The 18797-nt window shown below is 56.5% G+C and carries 19 protein-coding genes; 15 read left to right on the top strand and 4 right to left on the bottom strand.

Going from position 1 to position 18797, the window contains the following annotated elements:
• Positions 1-46 precede the first annotated feature (46 nt).
• The gene (gene dinB, locus PSPTO_RS20670) at positions 47-1108 is read left to right on the top strand and encodes a DNA polymerase IV (protein WP_011104818.1); all 1062 of its coding nucleotides are present in this window, start codon (positions 47-49) and stop codon (positions 1106-1108) included.
• 35 nt (positions 1109-1143) lie between these two features.
• Here dinB and PSPTO_RS20665 read toward each other — a convergent pair whose 3' ends face one another.
• From PSPTO_RS20665 to PSPTO_RS20655, 3 genes are all read right to left on the bottom strand, one after another.
• The gene (locus PSPTO_RS20665) at positions 1144-2100 is read right to left on the bottom strand and encodes a lipoprotein (RefSeq protein ID WP_007245435.1); all 957 of its coding nucleotides are present in this window, start codon (positions 2098-2100) and stop codon (positions 1144-1146) included.
• 66 nt (positions 2101-2166) lie between these two features.
• Positions 2167-3882, bottom strand: a complete 1716-nt coding sequence (locus PSPTO_RS20660; RefSeq protein WP_011104817.1) for a proline--tRNA ligase — start codon at positions 3880-3882, stop codon at positions 2167-2169.
• Between the two features lie 176 nt (positions 3883-4058).
• Entirely contained in the window at positions 4059-5405 is a 1347-nt protein-coding gene (locus PSPTO_RS20655; RefSeq protein ID WP_011104816.1) for an OprD family porin, read from the bottom strand.
• Positions 5406-6309: 904 nt separating this feature from the next.
• On the opposite strand from PSPTO_RS20655, the gene PSPTO_RS20650 reads away from it, so the two are divergent.
• Both PSPTO_RS20650 and PSPTO_RS20645 read left to right on the top strand, forming a co-directional pair.
• Positions 6310-6741 carry an HIT domain-containing protein gene (locus PSPTO_RS20650; RefSeq protein WP_011104815.1) on the top strand — a complete coding sequence of 144 codons (432 nt, stop codon included), beginning with the start codon at positions 6310-6312 and terminating at the stop codon, positions 6739-6741.
• Complete coding sequence (locus PSPTO_RS20645; protein ID WP_005766070.1) at positions 6738-6944, top strand: SlyX family protein; 207 nt, start codon at positions 6738-6740, stop codon at positions 6942-6944. Before PSPTO_RS20650 ends, PSPTO_RS20645 begins: the two co-directional genes overlap by 4 nt.
• 81 nt (positions 6945-7025) lie before the next feature.
• Here PSPTO_RS20645 and PSPTO_RS30545 read toward each other — a convergent pair whose 3' ends face one another.
• Positions 7026-7634, bottom strand: a complete 609-nt coding sequence (locus PSPTO_RS30545; RefSeq protein WP_044390721.1) for a cold-shock protein — start codon at positions 7632-7634, stop codon at positions 7026-7028.
• Between the two features lie 467 nt (positions 7635-8101).
• On the opposite strand from PSPTO_RS30545, the gene PSPTO_RS20635 reads away from it, so the two are divergent.
• From PSPTO_RS20635 to tolB, 12 genes are all read left to right on the top strand, one after another.
• Positions 8102-8575: a Dps family protein gene (locus PSPTO_RS20635; RefSeq protein WP_003314356.1), complete on the top strand. Its 474-nt coding sequence runs from the start codon at positions 8102-8104 to the stop codon at positions 8573-8575.
• Between the two features lie 359 nt (positions 8576-8934).
• Positions 8935-9279, top strand: coding sequence for a ribbon-helix-helix domain-containing protein (locus PSPTO_RS20630; RefSeq protein ID WP_007245440.1), 345 nt, complete (start codon positions 8935-8937; stop codon positions 9277-9279).
• A 284-nt stretch (positions 9280-9563) separates the two neighbouring features.
• A complete protein-coding gene (gene aspS / locus PSPTO_RS20625) occupies positions 9564-11339 on the top strand; it encodes an aspartate--tRNA ligase (protein WP_011104814.1) in 1776 nt (591 codons plus the stop codon).
• A gap of 114 nt (positions 11340-11453) precedes the next feature.
• Positions 11454-12200 carry a YebC/PmpR family DNA-binding transcriptional regulator gene (locus PSPTO_RS20620; RefSeq protein ID WP_011104813.1) on the top strand — a complete coding sequence of 249 codons (747 nt, stop codon included), beginning with the start codon at positions 11454-11456 and terminating at the stop codon, positions 12198-12200.
• Between the two features lie 130 nt (positions 12201-12330).
• A complete protein-coding gene (gene ruvC, locus PSPTO_RS20615; protein ID WP_011104812.1) occupies positions 12331-12861 on the top strand; it encodes a crossover junction endodeoxyribonuclease RuvC in 531 nt (176 codons plus the stop codon).
• A 108-nt stretch (positions 12862-12969) separates the two neighbouring features.
• Positions 12970-13578, top strand: coding sequence for a Holliday junction branch migration protein RuvA (ruvA, locus tag PSPTO_RS20610; RefSeq protein WP_007245442.1), 609 nt, complete (start codon positions 12970-12972; stop codon positions 13576-13578).
• Positions 13579-14640: a Holliday junction branch migration DNA helicase RuvB gene (gene ruvB, locus PSPTO_RS20605; protein ID WP_010209286.1), complete on the top strand. Its 1062-nt coding sequence runs from the start codon at positions 13579-13581 to the stop codon at positions 14638-14640.
• 134 nt (positions 14641-14774) lie between these two features.
• On the top strand, positions 14775-15242 hold the full coding sequence (gene ybgC / locus PSPTO_RS20600; protein ID WP_003378990.1) for a tol-pal system-associated acyl-CoA thioesterase: 468 nt from the start codon (positions 14775-14777) through the stop codon (positions 15240-15242).
• Positions 15232-15927 (top strand): protein TolQ, encoded by a 696-nt coding sequence (tolQ, locus tag PSPTO_RS20595; protein ID WP_002554655.1) that lies wholly within the window; start codon positions 15232-15234, stop codon positions 15925-15927. The genes ybgC and tolQ overlap by 11 nt, the downstream gene beginning before the upstream one ends.
• 23 nt (positions 15928-15950) lie before the next feature.
• Positions 15951-16406, top strand: coding sequence for a protein TolR (gene tolR, locus PSPTO_RS20590; protein ID WP_161420636.1), 456 nt, complete (start codon positions 15951-15953; stop codon positions 16404-16406).
• Entirely contained in the window at positions 16406-17476 is a 1071-nt protein-coding gene (gene tolA / locus PSPTO_RS20585) for a cell envelope integrity protein TolA (RefSeq protein WP_005616090.1), read from the top strand. Before tolR ends, tolA begins: the two co-directional genes overlap by 1 nt.
• Before the next feature lie 47 nt (positions 17477-17523).
• Positions 17524-18774 carry a Tol-Pal system beta propeller repeat protein TolB gene (gene tolB / locus PSPTO_RS20580; protein ID WP_005616092.1) on the top strand — a complete coding sequence of 417 codons (1251 nt, stop codon included), beginning with the start codon at positions 17524-17526 and terminating at the stop codon, positions 18772-18774.
• Positions 18775-18797 lie beyond the last annotated feature (23 nt).

The raw sequence follows: 18797 nt of genomic DNA, 5'->3' as shown, positions 1-18797 counted from the left end.
CGGGTGAGATACTGCGCAGCCATTGATTGCAAAATCCCATCAGGTCATGACGCAGCGCAAAATCATCCACATCGACTGTGACTGCTTTTATGCAGCCATCGAAATGCGTGACGAGCCCGAACTCGCCGGCAAGCCGCTGGCGGTGGGCGGCTCTGCGGAACGGCGCGGGGTGATTGCTACCTGTAACTATGAAGCGCGTGCGTATGGGGTGCGCTCGGCCATGTCGTCTCGCCATGCGCTCAAGCTCTGCCCGGACCTGACCATCGTCAAGCCGCGCATGGAGGCTTATAAAGAAGCCTCGCGGGAAATTCACAGCATCTTTCGTGATTACACCGACCTGATCGAGCCTTTGTCGCTGGATGAGGCGTTTCTGGACGTATCTGACACCCATCACTTTTCCGGCAGCGCCACGCGCATCGCCCAGGACATTCGGCGTCGGGTCTCGAATCAGTTGCACATCACGGTTTCGGCGGGCGTGGCCCCCAACAAGTTTTTGGCCAAAATCGCCAGCGACTGGAAAAAGCCCAACGGTTTGTTCGTGATTACGCCGGATCAGGTCGAGGATTTCGTTGCTTCGTTACCGGTGACCAAGCTGCACGGCGTCGGAAAGGTGACTGCCGACAAGCTGGGTCGGCTAGGAATCGTCGATTGTGCGGACCTGCGCAGCCGTAGCAAGCTCGCGCTGGTACGCGAATTCGGCAGCTTCGGCGAGCGTCTCTGGAGTCTGGCGCACGGGATAGATGACCGGCCGGTGCAAAACGACAGCCGACGTCAGTCAGTCAGTGTTGAAAATACTTACGACACAGATTTACCCGATCTGGCCGCCTGCCTGGAAAAGCTCCCCGCCTTGCTGGAAACCCTGGGTACGCGCATGGAAAGAATGGAGGGGCAGTACCGCCCCGGCAAACCGTTCGTCAAAGTGAAGTTTCATGACTTCACACAGACCACGCTTGAACAGTCCGGGGCAGGCAGGGATCTGGGTAGCTATGAGCAGTTGTTGACGCAGGCGTTTGCCCGGGGTGGCAAGCCGGTTCGGTTGCTGGGCATCGGCGTGCGTCTGCACGACCTGCGCGACGCTCATGAGCAGTTGGAGTTGTTTTCAACGTAATGGAGGACTGCGGTTGCATCCCGCAGCCGCTCGCATTACTCGCTTTGGGCGGGAACCGCGACCAGTCGACCAGCGTCCCTGGCAAGTGATTTGAGAAACTCGCCCTGCAACTGCGGATCGTTGCGCGTGAGTTCGATCAGGCTTTGCTCAAGCTCGCTCGCTTCCTCTTCCAGGCCCATGTCAGAGAGGCGTTTGACTCGATGCACCCACTGGCTGACCTCGTCATCTTCCAGGTCGTCGTAGATCAGCGCATGCGCCTCCAGCAATTTACCGCGCAGAGAATGGCTGATCGGCAAGCTGGCATTGGCGTGTGCGCTGTCCTGATCATCTTCGACATTGATGTAAATGCGCGTGATGCGGCTCAGGTCCTGTTCGGCAAACGGACTGTCCAGCAGATTCAGGCGCAACACGCCGTTGCGGTCAGTGCTCATTTCATGCGTTTGGTTGCCGGCCTTGACCATCACCGGGCGCTCATTCCATGGCAGCGTGGAGTTCTCGATTCGCTTGTCCTTCTGGACCTCATCGATACTCGCAAGATTCTGCTGGGCGCGACCATGGGAAGGGGCGTTCATGAATGGATTCAGGCCAGCCACTCCATAGTGAATCCAGTCCTTGGTCATGCTTTCCGGCAAGTTGCCCAGTGCAAACACGTTGACCACATTCGCGCCGACGCCAGCGACGACTGCAACCGCGCCAAGCGGGATCTCGTAGATTTCCCGCCACGGCTGATAAGGGGTGTAGCGGTCATAGTGACGCGTCACCTCGAAATCGGTGACTTCGAATGACTTGTGTTCGTGAATCCGCACACGCCGTTGCGGCAACTCCAGCGTTTTGGGTTCGCCAATGTCGACTTGCAGCGTGTGTTCGAGCAGTTTGCGCTCGACGCGCTCTTCGTGCTCACTGCGTTGCGATAACTGGTTGGCACAGCCGCCGACGAGAAAAGTGCCGCACAGAACGGCGCTGCCGAGGCTTAAGGTGCTTCGTTTGAGCATGGGATCTCTGATGCGGATGGGGTAAGTGATGAGCGGCGCACCTGTAAGGCAGGTGCGCCTTGTGGCTCAGCGTTTCACTCGGCCCTGAATGAACGACAGCACATCCGCGACGGCAATGGCTTGCGGTTGCGACTCGGTACGGCTCTTGTATTCCAGATTGCCTTCGGCCAGGCCACGATCACTGACCACGATGCGATGCGGAATACCGATCAGTTCCATGTCGGCGAACTTGATGCCCGGGCTGGTCTTCTTGTCGCGGTCATCAAGTAGCACTTCAAAGCCGGCGGCGGTCAGCTCGGCATACAGTTTGTCTGTCGCTTCACGGACGGCGTCGGTTTCGTAACGCAGTGGAATCAGCGCGATCTGGAAAGGTGCCAGTGTGTCGTTCCAGATAATGCCGTTTTCGTCACTGTTCTGTTCGATGGCGGCGGCAACCACTCGAGAAACGCCGATACCGTAGCAACCCATGGCCAGATTGACCGGTTTGCCGTTTTCACCCAGTACCTGACACTTCATCGCTTCGCTGTATTTGGTGCCCAGCTGAAAGATGTGGCCCACTTCGATACCGCGTTTGATTTCCAGCGTGCCCTGGCCATCCGGGCTTGGATCGCCGGCAACCACGTTACGCAGGTCAGCAACGGTCGGCACCGGCAAGTCGCGCTCCCAGTTGACGCCGAAATAATGTTTGTCGTCGATGTTGGCGCCGACGGCGAAGTCGCTCATCAGCTCGACCGAACGGTCGATGATGCACGGCAGCGGCAGATTCAATGGGCCGAGCGAGCCTGCGCCTGCGCCGATGGCGTCACGCAGTTCTGCTTCGGACGCCATCACCAGCGGGCTGGCGACCAGTTCTTGCTGGCTGGCCTTGATTTCGTTGAGTTCGTGATCGCCGCGAATGATCAGCGCGATCAGCTTGCCTTCTTCGGCAGCGTGCACAACCAGCGTCTTTACCGTCTTTTCGATTGGCAAACCGAAGCCTTCGACCAGTTGCGCGATGGTCTTGGCATTCGGTGTGTCGACCAGGCGCAGCTCTTCAGTAGCGGCCGCACGCGCTTTTTCGCGAGGCACTGCCTCGGCTTTTTCGATATTGGCGGCGTAATCGGAGCCGTTGCTGAACACGATATCGTCTTCGCCGGATTCGGCCAGGACGTGGAACTCGTGCGAGCCTGCGCCACCGATCGAGCCGTTGTCAGCCTCGACCGGGCGGAACTTCAGGCCCAGGCGACTGAATACGTTGCTGTACGCCAGGTGCATGCGGTCGTATGTGACCTGCAACGAAGCGTTGTCGGCGTGGAACGAGTAGGCGTCTTTCATGACGAACTCGCGGCCGCGCATCAGGCCGAAGCGCGGGCGGATCTCGTCACGGAATTTGGTCTGGATCTGGTACATGTTGATCGGCAGCTGTTTATAGCTGTTGAGCTCATTGCGGGCCAGATCGGTGATGACTTCTTCGTGGGTCGGGCCCAGGCAGAATTCGCGGTTGTGGCGGTCGACCAGGCGCATCAGCTCCGGGCCGTATTGCTCCCAGCGACCGGATTCCTGCCACAGCTCTGCAGGCTGAATGCCGGGCATCAGAATTTCAAGTGCGCCGACAGCGTTCATTTCTTCACGAACGATCGCTTCGACCTTGCGCAGCACGCGCAGGCCCATGGGCAGCCAAGTGTAGAGGCCGGACGCCAGTTTACGGATCATGCCGGCACGCAGCATCAGCTGATGGCTGACCACGACCGCATCGGAAGGGGTTTCTTTCTGTGTGGCGAGCAAAAATTGACTGGTGCGCATGGTAGGCCGTTGTCGGTTGCTGAGACTGGAAATGACCTTGCATTGTACGGAGGTGTTCCGGTCGCGTACAGGGCAGGGCGGGCATGCAGATGGCGGGAGGGTATTTCAGGTCTTGATGAAAATGAAGAAGCCCGGCATGCGCCGGGCTTCTTCTATTAACGAGTGCTGAGTTGTGATTACAGGATCGAGATCGGGTAATCGACAATCAGGCGGAACTCGTTGACGTCGCCGTCTGACTGAGCATCATTGCCGCGGTGCCAGGCTTGACGCATGCGGAAGGACAGATCTTTCGCCGGGCCAGCCTGAACTACATATTTAGCTTCAAGGTTGGTTTCGTGGTGTTTGCCGTCTGCGCCGTACATGTTGGCGTACAGGCTGGAGGCATCCACTTTGGTACCGTCAATATTGTCACCATTGAGGTAGCGAGTCATAAAGCTCAGGCCAGGAACGCCATAAGGAGTCATGTTCAGGTCATAGCGAATCTGCCACGACTTTTCGCCCGGGCCGTTGAAGTCAGAGTACTGAACGGAGTTGGCCAGGAAGATAGAGTCGCCACCACGATTATTGTCGCCGATGCCGATGTAGTCGAATGGAGTGTCACCGTCGACCTTCTGATACGCGACAGTAACGGTGTGCGCTGCCAAGAAGGAATAGGCTGCCGAAGCTGAGTACGTAGTGTTGTTGATCGAGTCAGCTTTGGAGCTACCCTCGTCAAGTGTGCGATAAAGGTTGACGTCAAACGCCAAGGACTGGTCATTGCCCAGAGGCAGCGCGTAGTTCACGTTGCCGTAGTACTGATCCCAGATATCTTCGAGCTTGGCTGCGTAAAAAGCTACGCCCAGGCCGTCGGTTATTGCGTATTTACCGCCCAGGAAATCCGCACTATTAGCTTTCAGGCCATTAAAACCATTGGCGTAGGTTGCCCAGATGCTACCGTTGTGGCTGGTGTCATCCTGGCTTGTGCCTGAGTAAAAATGTCCAGCTTCAAGGTCAAGACCGGCAATCTCGCTGCTCTGCAGGCTCAGGCCGCTAGCGGTCTGAGGCAGTATGCGCGAACCGCCAACTGCGAATACAGGGCTGGTCGGCTGCATGTCGCCCACTTTCAGCTCTGTCTTCGAAACGCGGAATTTCACAGCACCGCCAAATTTACCTTGTGTTGCTTCGTTGTCGCCATTGGAGTCGGTAACCAGGTTGCCCGAGCCCGAATACTTGTCTGGACCCCAGAGTCTGAGGGCGCCGTAACCGAAGGCCTCTGCGGCGACACCTATAGTGCCTTGGGTGTAGCCAGTGCTGAAGTTGGCCCAGATGCCCTGAGTCCAGTCTTTGTCACTACGGCCGCCCGGAGCGGGATTATTCTTTCTGTCACGGTTGTAGTAGTAATTGCGCAACTTCAGGTCAAGCGTGCTGCCTTCGACGAAACCCTTGGCCTCAGCCTGATCGCTGACGAAAGGTGCCGCTGTTGCCAGTTGGGTGCTGGCTGCCGTAACGGCCAGTGCGATTGCGCTCCACTTCATCACTCTCATCGTGATTGCTCCTTTGGTTTTTAGAAGATTTTTGCCGTCCACCTGTTTTTTTATCTGGGCGGCTCTTTCTATTTTTGGTCGGCGGAATCTATATCACGCTGACGCTGGTTGCTATAGGTACAGCTCTATCCTTTCAGATTCTTTACGACAGGGTGTTCGGCACGTCGTGTGAAGCAGGCACAGTGCCTTTACTCAAGTGTGTCCGGATCTCGTCGCTACGTTCTGTGCCTGATCAGATCGACTCAAGCCCAGACCACCGAAACGTCTCCCAGGGTCGTACGCCTTTTCCCTTGATCCTTTCATCCCTGTTTTCCGCCAGGGATGCTTTGATCATGTGGGTGATAAAGCAACAAGCGTGCACAAAGTTCCTGGAAATGAAAAAATTTGTGAAAAATCAGAATTCGCATTGCGTTTTTATAATAAGTAATTGATTTATATAGATATATTAATTTTGTAAAAATAGCGATAGCTTTTCATCGGTGCATCTATGCGTGGTTTTTTCACCCCAAAGCGTTACCTGAGGCCCTGCCAATTGAGTAGAAAAAGAACCCGCAGTGTTGCTGTTGCAACAGCGGTGTGTTGTTTTGGTGCAGTGATTGCCCGCTTCGCTTGAACCTGGAGCACGGTCCGGGCGACGCCTATGGTGAGGGAAGGGTTGTTTCATTTTCGTGTACCAGAGTCAGGCGGCAGGTCTGCATGTGGCGGCTTGTCCCGTATTCATCGGCATGGGTACCCGGTTACGGCGTCAAATCGGTGCGATTCGAATTCTGTGGGGCGCATTCTGGTGCGCGGACACGCCAGCGGGTGAAGCTTGGCAAGAACCCTAGTATTCTGCGTGGCATCTCGCATCACCCTGTTACCCACAGGGCAGGTACATTCACCTGGCCGTCAGGAGTTTTTTATCGTGTTCGTTCTGGATTCTCGTCTTCAACAAGACACCTTGCCCATCGGCGACTTCCCGCTGTGCCGCCTGTTGCTCTCCAACGATACACATTACCCATGGTTCATTCTGGTGCCGCGTCGGGCTGATATCACCGAGGTGTTCCAACTGAGCGCCGCGGATCAACTGCAGCTCTGGCAGGAAACGACTGCGCTGTCGAAGGTGCTGAAGGAGGTCTTCGTTGCGGATAAAATCAACGTTGCTGCACTGGGCAACGTGGTCAGCCAGCTTCATATGCACGTCATTGCGCGCAAGCGTGACGACATTGCGTGGCCTGCGCCCGTCTGGGGCAAGCATGCGGCGGTTGCCTATTCCGATGAGCAATTTGCAGAGATCTGCCGGCAGCTCAAGCCTGCACTGACCAATGATTTTCGATTTGAGGGAGAGCGGCCATGAACCTTGAAGAGCGAGTCATGGAGCTGGAAAGTCGTATGGCCTTTCAGGACGACACGATTCAGGCACTCAATGATGTGCTGGTAAAGCAGCGGCGCGAGTTTGATCATCTGCAGCAGCAGATGGCGGCGATGATCAAGCGCCAGGAGGAGATGGGCAGCCAGTTCGATACGTTCGAGGAAGATGCACCGCCACCTCACTATTGATCTGTCTGCATAAAAAAACCGCGACGTCCGCTGGGATGTCGCGGTTTTTTAATGCCTGAAGCAAATTATTGATTCAGGCAATCAGCGGCGGGGCAGGGCAGCGATGACATCTTCAGCCTGCAGGCCCTTGTCGCGGTTCATGACAGAGAACTCGACGCGTTGGCCCTCGACCAGCACGCGGTGACCTTCACCGCGAATGGCTCGAAAATGCACAAAAATATCGTCGCCCGAATCCCGGGAGATAAAGCCGAAGCCTTTGGATGTGTTGAACCACTTTACGGTGCCAGTATCGCGATTTCCCATGTCGTGACTTTGAGTGGCGGGCGAAGGGGAGTAGGACCTGTAAAAGCTGACACCCAGATGCAGGGCGACGGCCACAATGGCGATGGCAAGGCTCACAATGACTGCAGGTTGACCGGCAATGATCTGTAATGGAACAAGCAATGTCAGCGTTTGCGCGACTACCGCAATGACAAGCAGGGCGCTGACCAGATTTTGCAGATTGTGTCGTGGGCCTCGATTCCAGTAAGGGATCACCGGAGCGAGTATCAGGTTAAGCAACCCAAGAAAGGCGAGGCAAAGCGCGTCAGGGTTTTGCAGGTAGGGGGACACGGCTTCGCTGCGCAGACTGGGTATGAAAGAAAGCAGCAGGGCTGCTGCTCCCGTTACCAGATGGACGATTTTCAACATTTTAAAAAGCTCACATGCAAGAAGGATTACAAGAAATAGCGGGTAACGCCCGGTACGCTTCTGAACAAGATGAGGCGTGATGCACGAGCGGTGGGCCAGCCTATGCGCCGATGCTGAATGGCAACTCATTGGCGACACGCCGTGTATTTAACAGCAAACACCGATGCTACTCAAATCAGCAATCAATAACGCCCCCTGAGCCAGCCCTGCATGGGCAGCAAGGCGCTGTAGTGCGCCTCTACAAGTACCGGCGCAGAGCGCTCGAGTCGGGTTTGGTGATGTTTCCCCTCTATGTGTCTGAAAGGTCCGCTGATAACGACCCCTGCTACGGCGTCGAACCGCTGGAAGAATTTCTGGCTGGCCCTTTACGGACGGCGTGGGCTGCACGGAAAGCTGCACCATTCGGGTTCTCTTGATAGAGTAGCGGTCGTTACTGATTTTCAATCCTCACTAAAAGGGCATGAAACATGGCAATCGATATTGGTATCAGTGAAGAGGATCGCAAATCGATCGTGGACGGTCTTTCGCATCTGCTGTCGGATACTTATGTGCTTTACCTCAAGACTCATAACTTTCACTGGAATGTCAGCGGGCCGATGTTTCGCACGCTGCACCTGATGTTTGAAGAGCAATACAACGAACTGGCGCTGGCGGTTGACTCTATCGCCGAGCGTATTCGCGCGCTGGGCTTCCCGGCACCCGGCACTTACTCGACGTATGCTCGCCTGTCTTCCATCAAGGAAGAAGAAGGTGTGCCAAGTGCTGAAGATATGATCAAAAGTCTGGTTCAAGGTCAAGAAGCCGTTGTCCGCACTGCTCGTAGTATCTTTCCTCTTTTGGATAAGGTTAGTGACGAGCCGACCGCTGATCTGTTGACCCAGCGCATGCAGGTTCATGAAAAGACTGCCTGGATGCTCCGCTCGATGCTTGAGTCGAAGTAACCGCTATGGCGAGTGGCTTTCAGTGCCGCTCGCCTGCTCTGTATCTCTGCTTTCACCTGCCGCCTTGCAGTCAGCACTTGTCTGGCTGCTACTACGTTTTCGGTTCAAGGGCGCTGCGCTGTAGGCCCCAGACCTTGGCGTGCTCTGCCTGTCGCTAATTTCGTGGGCTTTCAACGTCTATTCATTAGCCCTTCAAAGTTAAACGATATTCCGCTGCGTGCTGTAGCCATGTCCTACAGTTACAGAGTGTAGGGGCGGCTGGATATATAGTCTTGAATCCTGTTTTATACATCGAAGCATTTATTTGTTTTTTAATATTTCTTCTGGTGTTTTGAATTTAATGATTCGAGGTGGTTGTCATGATATTACGAGGTGTTGAACGAGAGGTTAAAGCTTTACCGCGGGAGGTGGAAATACGCCATGATCCTTTTGTCGAGGATTTCAATATGACGCTGGCGCAGCCTCACTCGAAATCGGTTCGGCTCAACGGTCTGGCAACGTGCCTGCGGCTAGAGAACGTCTATTGGAATATTCTTACAGGCATCGCAACTTCCAATGAATGTTCCGTCAATGCGGTGTTGTCCTACATCGATAGGGAGGTTCACTTGCGCTACGGCGGGGTCAAAAATTTCAGTGGCCTGATTCGTGTTGTCTGCGTTGCGCATCTGTTGAAAGGCGATCGCCTGGAAAATTCCCACGCCTAGCTCGACCTTGTCCTCATTTCTGCGGGTCCGCTTCGGCGGGCCTGCTTCCCTCCACAGTAGCACTGCCGGGCTGTGGGGGGCGCTCACGAACTTATCCGGACGGGATAGGTTCGTTCGGCTGCACGCTGGCAATTAACTCTATATAATCCTCCGTCTTGCTAGCGGGCGTGACTCTGCATGGGCCAAGGCTGGTTTGAACCTTGTGCCGGTGTCTTGTGCCACCGAGCGCAAGCCAGGAGCGAAAGCGCCACCGAATTCGAATTACGAGAAGTGAAAACACCATCATGATGCGCAGCCATTATTGCGGCCAACTGAACGAGAGTCTGGAAGGCCAGGAAATTACCCTTTGCGGATGGGTCCACCGTCGTCGTGACCACGGGGGCGTTATCTTCCTTGATATCCGCGACCGTGAAGGCATGGCTCAGGTAGTGTTCGACCCCGATCGTGCAGACAGCTTCGCTGCCGCCGACCGTGTGCGCAGCGAGTACGTGGTCAAGGTCGTCGGCAAGGTCCGCGCCCGTCCTGCCGGTGCCGTCAACGCCAACATGGCATCCGGTGCCATCGAAGTGCTGGGCTACGAGCTCGAAGTACTGAACGAGTCCGAAACTCCGCCGTTCCCGCTGAACGAATATTCCGATGTCGGCGAAGAAACGCGCCTGCGTTATCGCTTCATCGATCTGCGTCGTCCGGAAATGGCTGAAAAGCTGCGTCTGCGTTCGCGTATCACCACCAGCATTCGTCGTTATCTGGATGAAAACGGCTTTCTCGATGTTGAGACGCCGATCCTGACCCGTGCCACACCGGAAGGCGCTCGTGACTATCTGGTCCCTAGCCGCACACATCCGGGCAGCTTCTTCGCGCTGCCGCAATCGCCTCAGTTGTTCAAGCAACTGCTGATGGTGGCCGGCTTCGACCGCTATTACCAGATCGCCAAGTGCTTCCGCGACGAAGACCTGCGTGCTGACCGTCAACCGGAATTCACCCAGATCGACATCGAGACCAGCTTCCTCAACGAGGAAGACATCATTGGTCTGACCGAGAAGATGGTTCGCCAGTTGTTCAAGGAAGTTCTGAACGTTGAGTTCGGTGACTTCCCGCACATGACCTTCGAAGAAGCCATGCGTCGCTACGGTTCCGACAAGCCGGACCTGCGCAACCCGCTGGAACTGGTAGACGTCGCCGATCAGCTCAATGCCGTGGAATTCAAGGTGTTTAGCGGTCCGGCCAACGATCCGAAAGGGCGTGTTGCCGCACTGCGTGTACCGGGCGCTGCCAGCATGGCGCGCAGCCAGATCGACGACTACACCAAGTTCGTCAGCATCTACGGCGCCAAAGGCCTGGCCTACATCAAGGTCAACGAGCGTGCGAAAGGGCCTGAGGGCTTGCAGTCGCCGATCGTCAAGTTCATCCCTGAAGAAAACCTGAACGTCATCCTTGATCGCGTGGGCGCGGTCGATGGCGATATCGTTTTCTTTGGTGCGGACAAATTCAAGGTCGTCAGCGAAGCTCTGGGCGCGCTGCGGATCAAGATCGGTAACGACCTCAAGCTGCACACCTGCGAGTGGGCGCCGATGTGGGTCGTCGACTTCCCGATGTTCGAAGAAAACGACGACGGCAGCTTCTCGGCGTTGCACCACCCCTTCACTGCACCCAAGTGCACGCCTGAAGAGCTGGAAGCCAACCCTGCCACGGCGCTTTCCCGTGCCTACGACATGGTGCTCAACGGCACCGAACTGGGTGGCGGTTCGATCCGTATCCACCGCAAGGAAATGCAACAGGCGGTATTCCGTCTGCTGGGCATCGCCGAAGACGAGCAGCAGGAGAAGTTCGGCTTCCTGCTCGATGCCTTGAAGTACGGTGCACCGCCGCACGGTGGCCTGGCATTCGGTCTCGACCGCCTGGTCATGCTGATGACCGGCGCGCAATCGATTCGTGAAGTCATCGCCTTCCCGAAAACCCAGAGCGCGGCCGATGTCATGACCCAGGCGCCTGGCGTTGTCGATGCCAAAGCGTTGCGCGAGTTGCACATCCGTCTGCGCGAGCAGCCAAAAGCCGAGTGATGCCGGACAGGGCGTATCGTCGATACGCCCTGTATTACCCTCATTGAGTGAAGCTTTTTGCCTGGTTGTTCGGGGCAAAAGGTGAAGGTGTTTCAAAAGAATCTGGAGCGGAAAATGGCAGGTCATTCTAAGTGGGCGAACATCAAGCACCGCAAAGAGCGTCAGGATGCCAAAAAAGGCAAGATTTTCACCAAATGGATTCGTGAGCTGACCGTTGCTGCGCGTCAGGGCGGTGGCGATCCGGGTTCCAATCCGCGTCTGCGTCTGGCGCTGGACAAGGCGCTTGGTGCGAACATGACCCGTGACACCATTGATCGCGCCGTGGCGCGTGGCGTGGGTGCATCAGATGGCGACGATGTCGAAGAGCTGGGTTACGAGGGCTACGGCCCGGGTGGCGTAGCGGTCATGGTCGAAACCATGACCGACAACCGCAACCGCACCGCGGCGGCGGTTCGCCATGCGTTCACCAAGTGCGGTGGTAATCTTGGCACCGACGGCTCTGTTGCCTACCTGTTCGATCGCAAGGGCCAGATTTCCTTTGCTGCTGGCGTCGATGAGGATTCCCTGATCGAGGCCGCCATGGAAGCCGATGCCGACGATGTCGTGACCAACGACGACGGCTCGATCGACGTGTTCACATCGTTCTCCGGGTTCTACGCGGTTCGTAACGCTTTGGAGGCGGCCGGTTTCATGGCTGCAGATGCAGAAATCGTCATGTTACCGACCACCAGTGCTGTGCTCGATCTGGAAACCGCTGAAAAAGTCCTCAAGCTGATCGACATGCTTGAAGACCTGGATGACGTGCAGAACGTGTATTCAAATGCGGAAATCCCCGATGAAGTCATGGAGCAACTGGGCTGATCGCCGACAGGTAACACCGTGTCAGAAGCCGGGGGAACGACGCTGTGCACATCACGCAGCTATCGGCCTCCGGCTTCTGCCTTTATGCTGCACCTATTGTTTTGCGTGACCTTCTCAAGCTGCAGGCGTTATGACTCTTATTCTTGGTATCGACCCCGGTTCGCGAATCACCGGCTATGGCGTGGTGCGTGACACCGGGCGTGGCTGCGTTTACGTGGCCTCGGGGTGTATTCGCACCGGCACCGGCAGCGGCGAGCTGCATGAGCGTTTGCAGATCGTCTATCGTGGTGTGCGTGAGGTCATCAAGACCTACGGGCCCGTGACGATGGGCATCGAAAAGGTGTTCATGGCGCGCAATGCCGATTCGGCGCTCAAGCTGGGGCAGGCGAGGGGGGCGGCTATCGTCGCAGGGGCCGAAGAGGCACTGGAAATCGCCGAGTACACAGCCACTCAGGTCAAACAGGCGGTGGCCGGGACGGGCGGGGCCAATAAAGAGCAGGTAATGATGATGGTCATGCATCTGCTCAAACTGACCCAGAAGCCGCAAATCGATGCGTCCGATGCCCTCGCCATCGCGTTGTGTCACGCACACACGCGTTCCAGTCTGATTCCCCACGGGCTGGGCACGGCGCGCAGTCGTGGCGGTCGGTTAAGGCTCTGATTGCATCATTCGCACGCATATTTTTACTTGCAGGCCGGTTACTCCTGCGATGATTGTATTCAACTTCTTCTTCGCGCAAGCGACAGGCAACACGAGAGGATCTGAAACGTGATTGGACGTTTACGCGGCGCCATTGCCGAAAAACAGCCTCCGCACCTGGTGTTGGATGTCAACGGCGTTGGCTATGAGCTGGAAGTGCCGATGACGACGCTGTACAGGCTGCCGCATGTCGGCGAGACCGTGACCTTGCACACCCATCTGGTGGTTCGCGAGGACGCGCATCTGCTGTATGGCTTCTATGAAAAACGCGAGCGTGAGCTGTTTCGTGAGCTGATCCGTCTGAACGGCGTCGGGCCGAAGCTGGCGCTGGCATTGATGTCCGGTCTGGAAGTCGATGAGCTGGTGCGCTGCGTTCAGGCTCAGGATACGTCCGCGCTGACCCGTATCCCCGGTGTCGGCAAGAAGACTGCCGAACGTCTGCTGGTCGAGCTCAAGGATCGTTTCAAGGCCTGGGAGAGCTTGCCAGGCACTTTTACACTGGTTTCCAATGGTCCGAATCACGCAGATCCCGTGGCCTCGGCCGAGTCCGATGCGGTCAGTGCGCTGATTTCGCTGGGCTACAAACCTCAGGAGGCGAGCAAGGCCGTCTCCGCGATCAAGGAAAAAGACTTGAGCAGTGCAGATCTGATTCGCCGTGCGTTGAAGGGGATGGGTTAAGTGATAGATGCCGACCGCCTGATAACCGCCGTTGGCGGCCGTGATCGTGATGAACAGCTGGATCGTGCGATTCGCCCGCTCAGCCTTGCGGACTATATCGGCCAGCCCACCGTGCGCGAGCAGATGGAGCTGTTCATCCAGGCTGCCCGAGGCCGCAGCGAGGCGCTGGACCACACGCTGATCTTCGGCCCGCCCGGTCTGGGCAAGACGACCCTGGCCAATATCATCGCCCAGGAAATGGGCGTGTCGATCAAGAGCACCTCCGGCCCGGTGCTGGAGCGGCCCGGTGATCTGGCGGCAATCCTGACCAACCTTGAACCGAACGACGTGCTGTTTATCGACGAGATTCATCGGTTATCACCGATTGTCGAGGAAGTGCTGTATCCGGCGATGGAGGACTTCCAGCTCGACATCATGATTGGCGAAGGCCCTGCAGCACGCTCGATCAAGCTTGATCTACCACCGTTTACGCTGGTTGGCGCAACCACCCGCGCGGGCATGCTGACCAACCCGCTGCGCGACCGCTTCGGGATTGTGCAGCGCCTGGAGTTCTACAATATTGCCGATCTTTCGACGATCGTGGCTCGTTCGGCAGGCATTTTGGGGCTGGTCATCGAGCCCGCAGGTGCGTTCGAGATCGCCAGACGCGCCCGTGGTACGCCGCGTATAGCCAACCGTTTGTTGCGCCGCGTGCGGGACTTCGCCCAGGTGCGTGGCAATGGTCAGATCACCCGGCAGACAGCCGACAAGGCGCTTAACCTGCTGGATGTCGACGAGCACGGCTTTGATCATCAGGACAGGCGTCTACTGCTGACCATGATCGAGAAGTTTGACGGCGGGCCTGTCGGTGTCGACAGCCTCGCGGCCGCGATCAGTGAAGAGCGTCACACAATTGAAGACGTACTGGAGCCCTATTTGATCCAGCAAGGCTATATCATGCGCACACCTCGCGGGCGCGTGGTCACCCGTCATGCGTATCTGCATTTCGGGCTGAACATTCCGACGAGGATGGGCGAGATGCCGGTCGCAGGTGAATTTGTCGACGATGCCGCGGATTTATAGCAATGGTTTGCAATTTATTTGCAGTCGGCGTGGTCACATTGCCAGTTCTGCTGCCATTACCGCTCACCGAGTGGCAAATCGTTGAAAAACAGTTGCCTGACCCGATTGGCAACCCGAGGAGTAAGCACTAGAGTATGCGCGCGCAAAACGGGGTTCAGTCGTTCGCACATCGCTGTCGCGTTTATTACGAGGACACCGATGCAGGCGGCATCGTCTACTACGTCAATTATCTGAAATTCATGGAGCGGGCTCGTACCGAGCGGCTACGGGAATTGGGTTTTGCCCAATCCGAACTGGCGCAGGAAAACCTTTTATTTGTCGTGCACTCCAGTGAGGCCCGTTATCACAAGCCTGCGCGGCTGGATGACGAGTTGCTCGTCAGTGCACAAGTAACCGAATTGAACCGTGTCAGCCTGCGCTTTCAACAGCAGATCAGGCGGGCGTCGGATGCAACACTGCTCTGTGAAGGGCAGTTTCTGGTGGCGTGTGTACGCGCCGATAGTTTCAAACCCCGGGCCATTCCCGAAGCTCTGCGAGCGGCCTTTGCCGACCAGGGCGGCGCGGGCATACATTCAGAGCAGGAGATAAAGCGTGGAAGCTAACGTCGTCGACCATTCCTCCATGTGGAGTTTGGTCAGCAATGCCAGCATTGTTGTTCAGTTGGTCATGCTGATTCTGGTGGCCGCTTCGGTCACCTCGTGGATCGTGATTTTTCAGCGCAGCAACATGCTGCGTGCAGGTCGGCGTGCACTGGACAGCTTCGAAGAGCGTTTCTGGTCGGGTATCGACCTGTCCAAGCTGTACCGTCAGGCAGGTAGCAATCCTGATCCTGATTCGGGCGTCGAGCAGATTTTCCGTGCCGGTTTCAAGGAATTCTCCCGCCTGCGTCAGCAGTCCGGCGTTGATCCTGATGCGGTCATGGAAGGTGTGGCGCGTGCCATGCGTGTAGCCATTTCCCGCGAGGAAGAAAAGCTCGAAGCAGGCCTGCCGTACCTGGCAACCGTAGGTTCTACCAGCCCTTATGTCGGTCTGTTCGGTACGGTCTGGGGGATCATGAACTCCTTCCGCGGCCTGGCAACTGCCCAGCAGGCAACATTGGCCACCGTGGCGCCAGGTATTGCCGAAGCACTGATTGCAACGGCCATCGGCCTGTTCGCAGCCATCCCGGCCGTTATTGCCTACAACCGTTTCGCCGCGCGCAGTGAGACCTTGATCAGCCGTTACTACACGTTCGCTGACGAGTTCCAGGCCATCCTGCACCGTAAAGTGCACACCAGCGAAGAGTGAGCAGGTAATTCCCCATGGCTTTAATCGCTCGAGATCGTCGCAGAAAACGCAAGCCGGTCGCTGAAATGAACGTAGTGCCCTACATCGACGTGATGCTGGTGCTGCTCGTGATTTTCATGGTGACGGCTCCCATGATCAACCAGGGCGTGAAAGTCGATTTGCCCAAGGTCTCCAGCGAGGCTTTGCCGCAAGACAACAACAATCAGGTCCTGACCATTTCGATCAAGGCTGACAAGACCTATTACTGGAACCTTGGCAGCGAAGTCGATACCGACAAGCAGATGGACAAGGCAATGACCCTGCCGCAACTGACCGCTGCAGTGACCAAGATCGTCGCTGCCGGTCGTGACGCAGGCAAGCAGACGCAGGTTTTCATTCGTGGTGACAAGACCGTCGATTACGGCTCGGTCATGGGCACGATGGGCGGGCTGCAGAAGGCTGGGGTCGGGAATGTTGGTTTGATTACCGAGGCACCCTGATGCAGCCGATTCGAGAGCCGTCCGCCTCGGAAAGCTTCTTCTGGCCCAGTGTCTGGGCCGTGGCATTGCATATCCTGATTTTCGGCATGCTGTTCGTCAGTTTTGCCATGACTCCGGATCTGCCCGAAGCCAAGCCTATCGTTCAGGCAACGCTCTATCAGCTCAAGTCCAAGAGCCAGGCCACTACCCAGACCAACCAGAAGATTGCCGGTGAGGCGAAGAAAACTGCTGCGCGACAGACTGAAGTCGAACAGCTGGAGCAGAAAAAGATCGAGCAGCTCAAACAGGAAGCTGTAAAAGCTGCGGAACAAAAGAAAGAAGAGTCGGCTCAAAAAGCCGAAGAGCAGAAAGCCGCCGACGAGGCCAAGAAAGCCGAGCAGAAGGCAGAAGAGGCCAAAAAGGCTGATGATGCAAAGAAAGCTGACGAAGCCAAGAAGGTCGCTGACGCTAAAAAGGTTGAAGAAAAACAATTGGCTGATATAGCCAAGAAGAAAGCCGAAGACGAGGCGAAGAAAAAAGCCGAGGAAGACGCCAAGAAAGCTGCTGCCGAGGAAGCCAAGAAACAGGCTGCTGATGAGGCCAAGAAAAAGGCCGCAGAAGACGCCAAGAAAAAGGCTGCCGAGGACGCGAAGAAAAAAGCCGCTGCCGATTCTGCCAAGAAGGCGCAGGAAGCAGCTCGTAAATCAGCTGAAGACAAGAAGGCGCAGGCACTGGCCGATTTGCTGTCCGACAAACCGGAACGGCAACAGGCTTTGGCTGACGAACGTGGCGATGAGACGGCTGGCAGTTTCGATGATCTGATTCGTGTTCGGGCGTCCGAGGGCTGGAGTCGTCCTCCATCGGCACGTAACAACATGTCGGTAACGTTGCAGATCGGAATGTTGCCGGACGGTACGATTGCTTCCGTATCGATTGCCAAGTCCAGTGGAGACGGGCCGTTTGACAGCTCTGCAGTTGCAGCGGTGAAGAACATTGGACGTTTGACAGAAATGCAGGGTCTGAAGCCGGCTGACTTCGCTCCCTATCGTTCATTCAAGATGACATTCACACCTGGAGATCTAGCCTTGTGATCAACCTTTTTCGAGGACTGCTCGTCGTTCTCTGTTTCGCCTCCGCAATGGTGGCGGCAGAAGAAAAGAACATTCTGGTCACCAGCGGCAGTGACCGCGCGGCTCCAATTGCTGTTGTGCCATTCGGTTGGCAGGGCGGTAACGTGCTGCCGGAAGACATGGCAGAGATAATCAGCAACGACCTGCGCAACTCCGGTTACTACGCGCCGATTCCAAAGCAGAACATGATCAGCTTGCCGACTCAGGCCAGCGAAGTCATTTTCCGTGACTGGAAAGCGCTGGGTGCACAGTACGTCATGGTCGGCAACATCACGCCTGCTGGCGGACGTCTGCAGATTCAGTACGCGTTGTTCAACGTGGCCACTGAGCAGCAGGTCCTGACCGGTAACGTGTCCGGCACCAACGATCAACTGCGGGACATGGCGCATTACATTGCCGACCAGTCGTTCGAGAAGCTCACCGGTATCAAAGGTGCATTCTCTACTCGCATGCTGTACGTGACTGCCGAGCGTTTTTCGGAGAACAACACGCGTTACACGCTGCAGCGTTCGGATTACGACGGTGCTCGTGCGGTAACCCTGTTGCAATCCCGTGAGCCGATTCTGTCGCCGCGTTTCGCGCCAGATGGCAAACGTATCGCCTACGTGTCGTTTGAGCAGAAGCGTCCGCGCATCTTTGTTCAGCATATCGATACCGGTCGTCGCGAGCAGATCACCAACTTCGAAGGCCTTAACGGTGCACCTGCGTGGTCGCCGGATGGCAGCAAGCTGGCGTTCGTACTGTCCAAGGACGGTAACCCGGAAATCTACGTCATCAATCTGGCTTCGCGTCAGTTGAGCCGCGTAACCAATGATTCTTCGATTGATACTGAACCTTTCTTCGGCAAGGACGGGTCTACGCTATACTTCACGTCGGACCGTGGCGGGAAGCCACAGATCTACAAGACAAACATTAATGGCGGCGGTGCCGAACGTGTAACGTTCGTGGGTAACTACAACGCCAACCCGAAATTGTCAGCCGATGAAAAGACGCTGGTAATGATTCACCGGCAGGACGGCTTCACTAATTTCAAGGTGGCAGTGCAGGATTTGGCCCGCGGTAGCGTAAAAATCCTCACAGATAGCAACCTTGATGAGTCGCCTACTGTTGCGCCCAACGGCACCATGGTAATCTACGCCACCCGCCAGCAGGGCCGGGGAGTCTTGATGCTCGTGTCCATCAATGGACGCGTAAGGCTCCCGCTTCCTACCGCTCAAGGCGAAGTCAGAGAACCTTCCTGGTCCCCTTACCTGAACTGACGCGGCGCTACACGATTTGCTTA

The organism is Pseudomonas syringae pv. tomato str. DC3000 (assembly GCF_000007805.1).
GTDB classification, from domain to species: domain Bacteria; phylum Pseudomonadota; class Gammaproteobacteria; order Pseudomonadales; family Pseudomonadaceae; genus Aquipseudomonas; species Aquipseudomonas avellanae.
The sequence above is the reverse complement of the archived record's forward strand: the minus strand, read 5'-3'. Positions and strand labels throughout refer to the sequence as shown.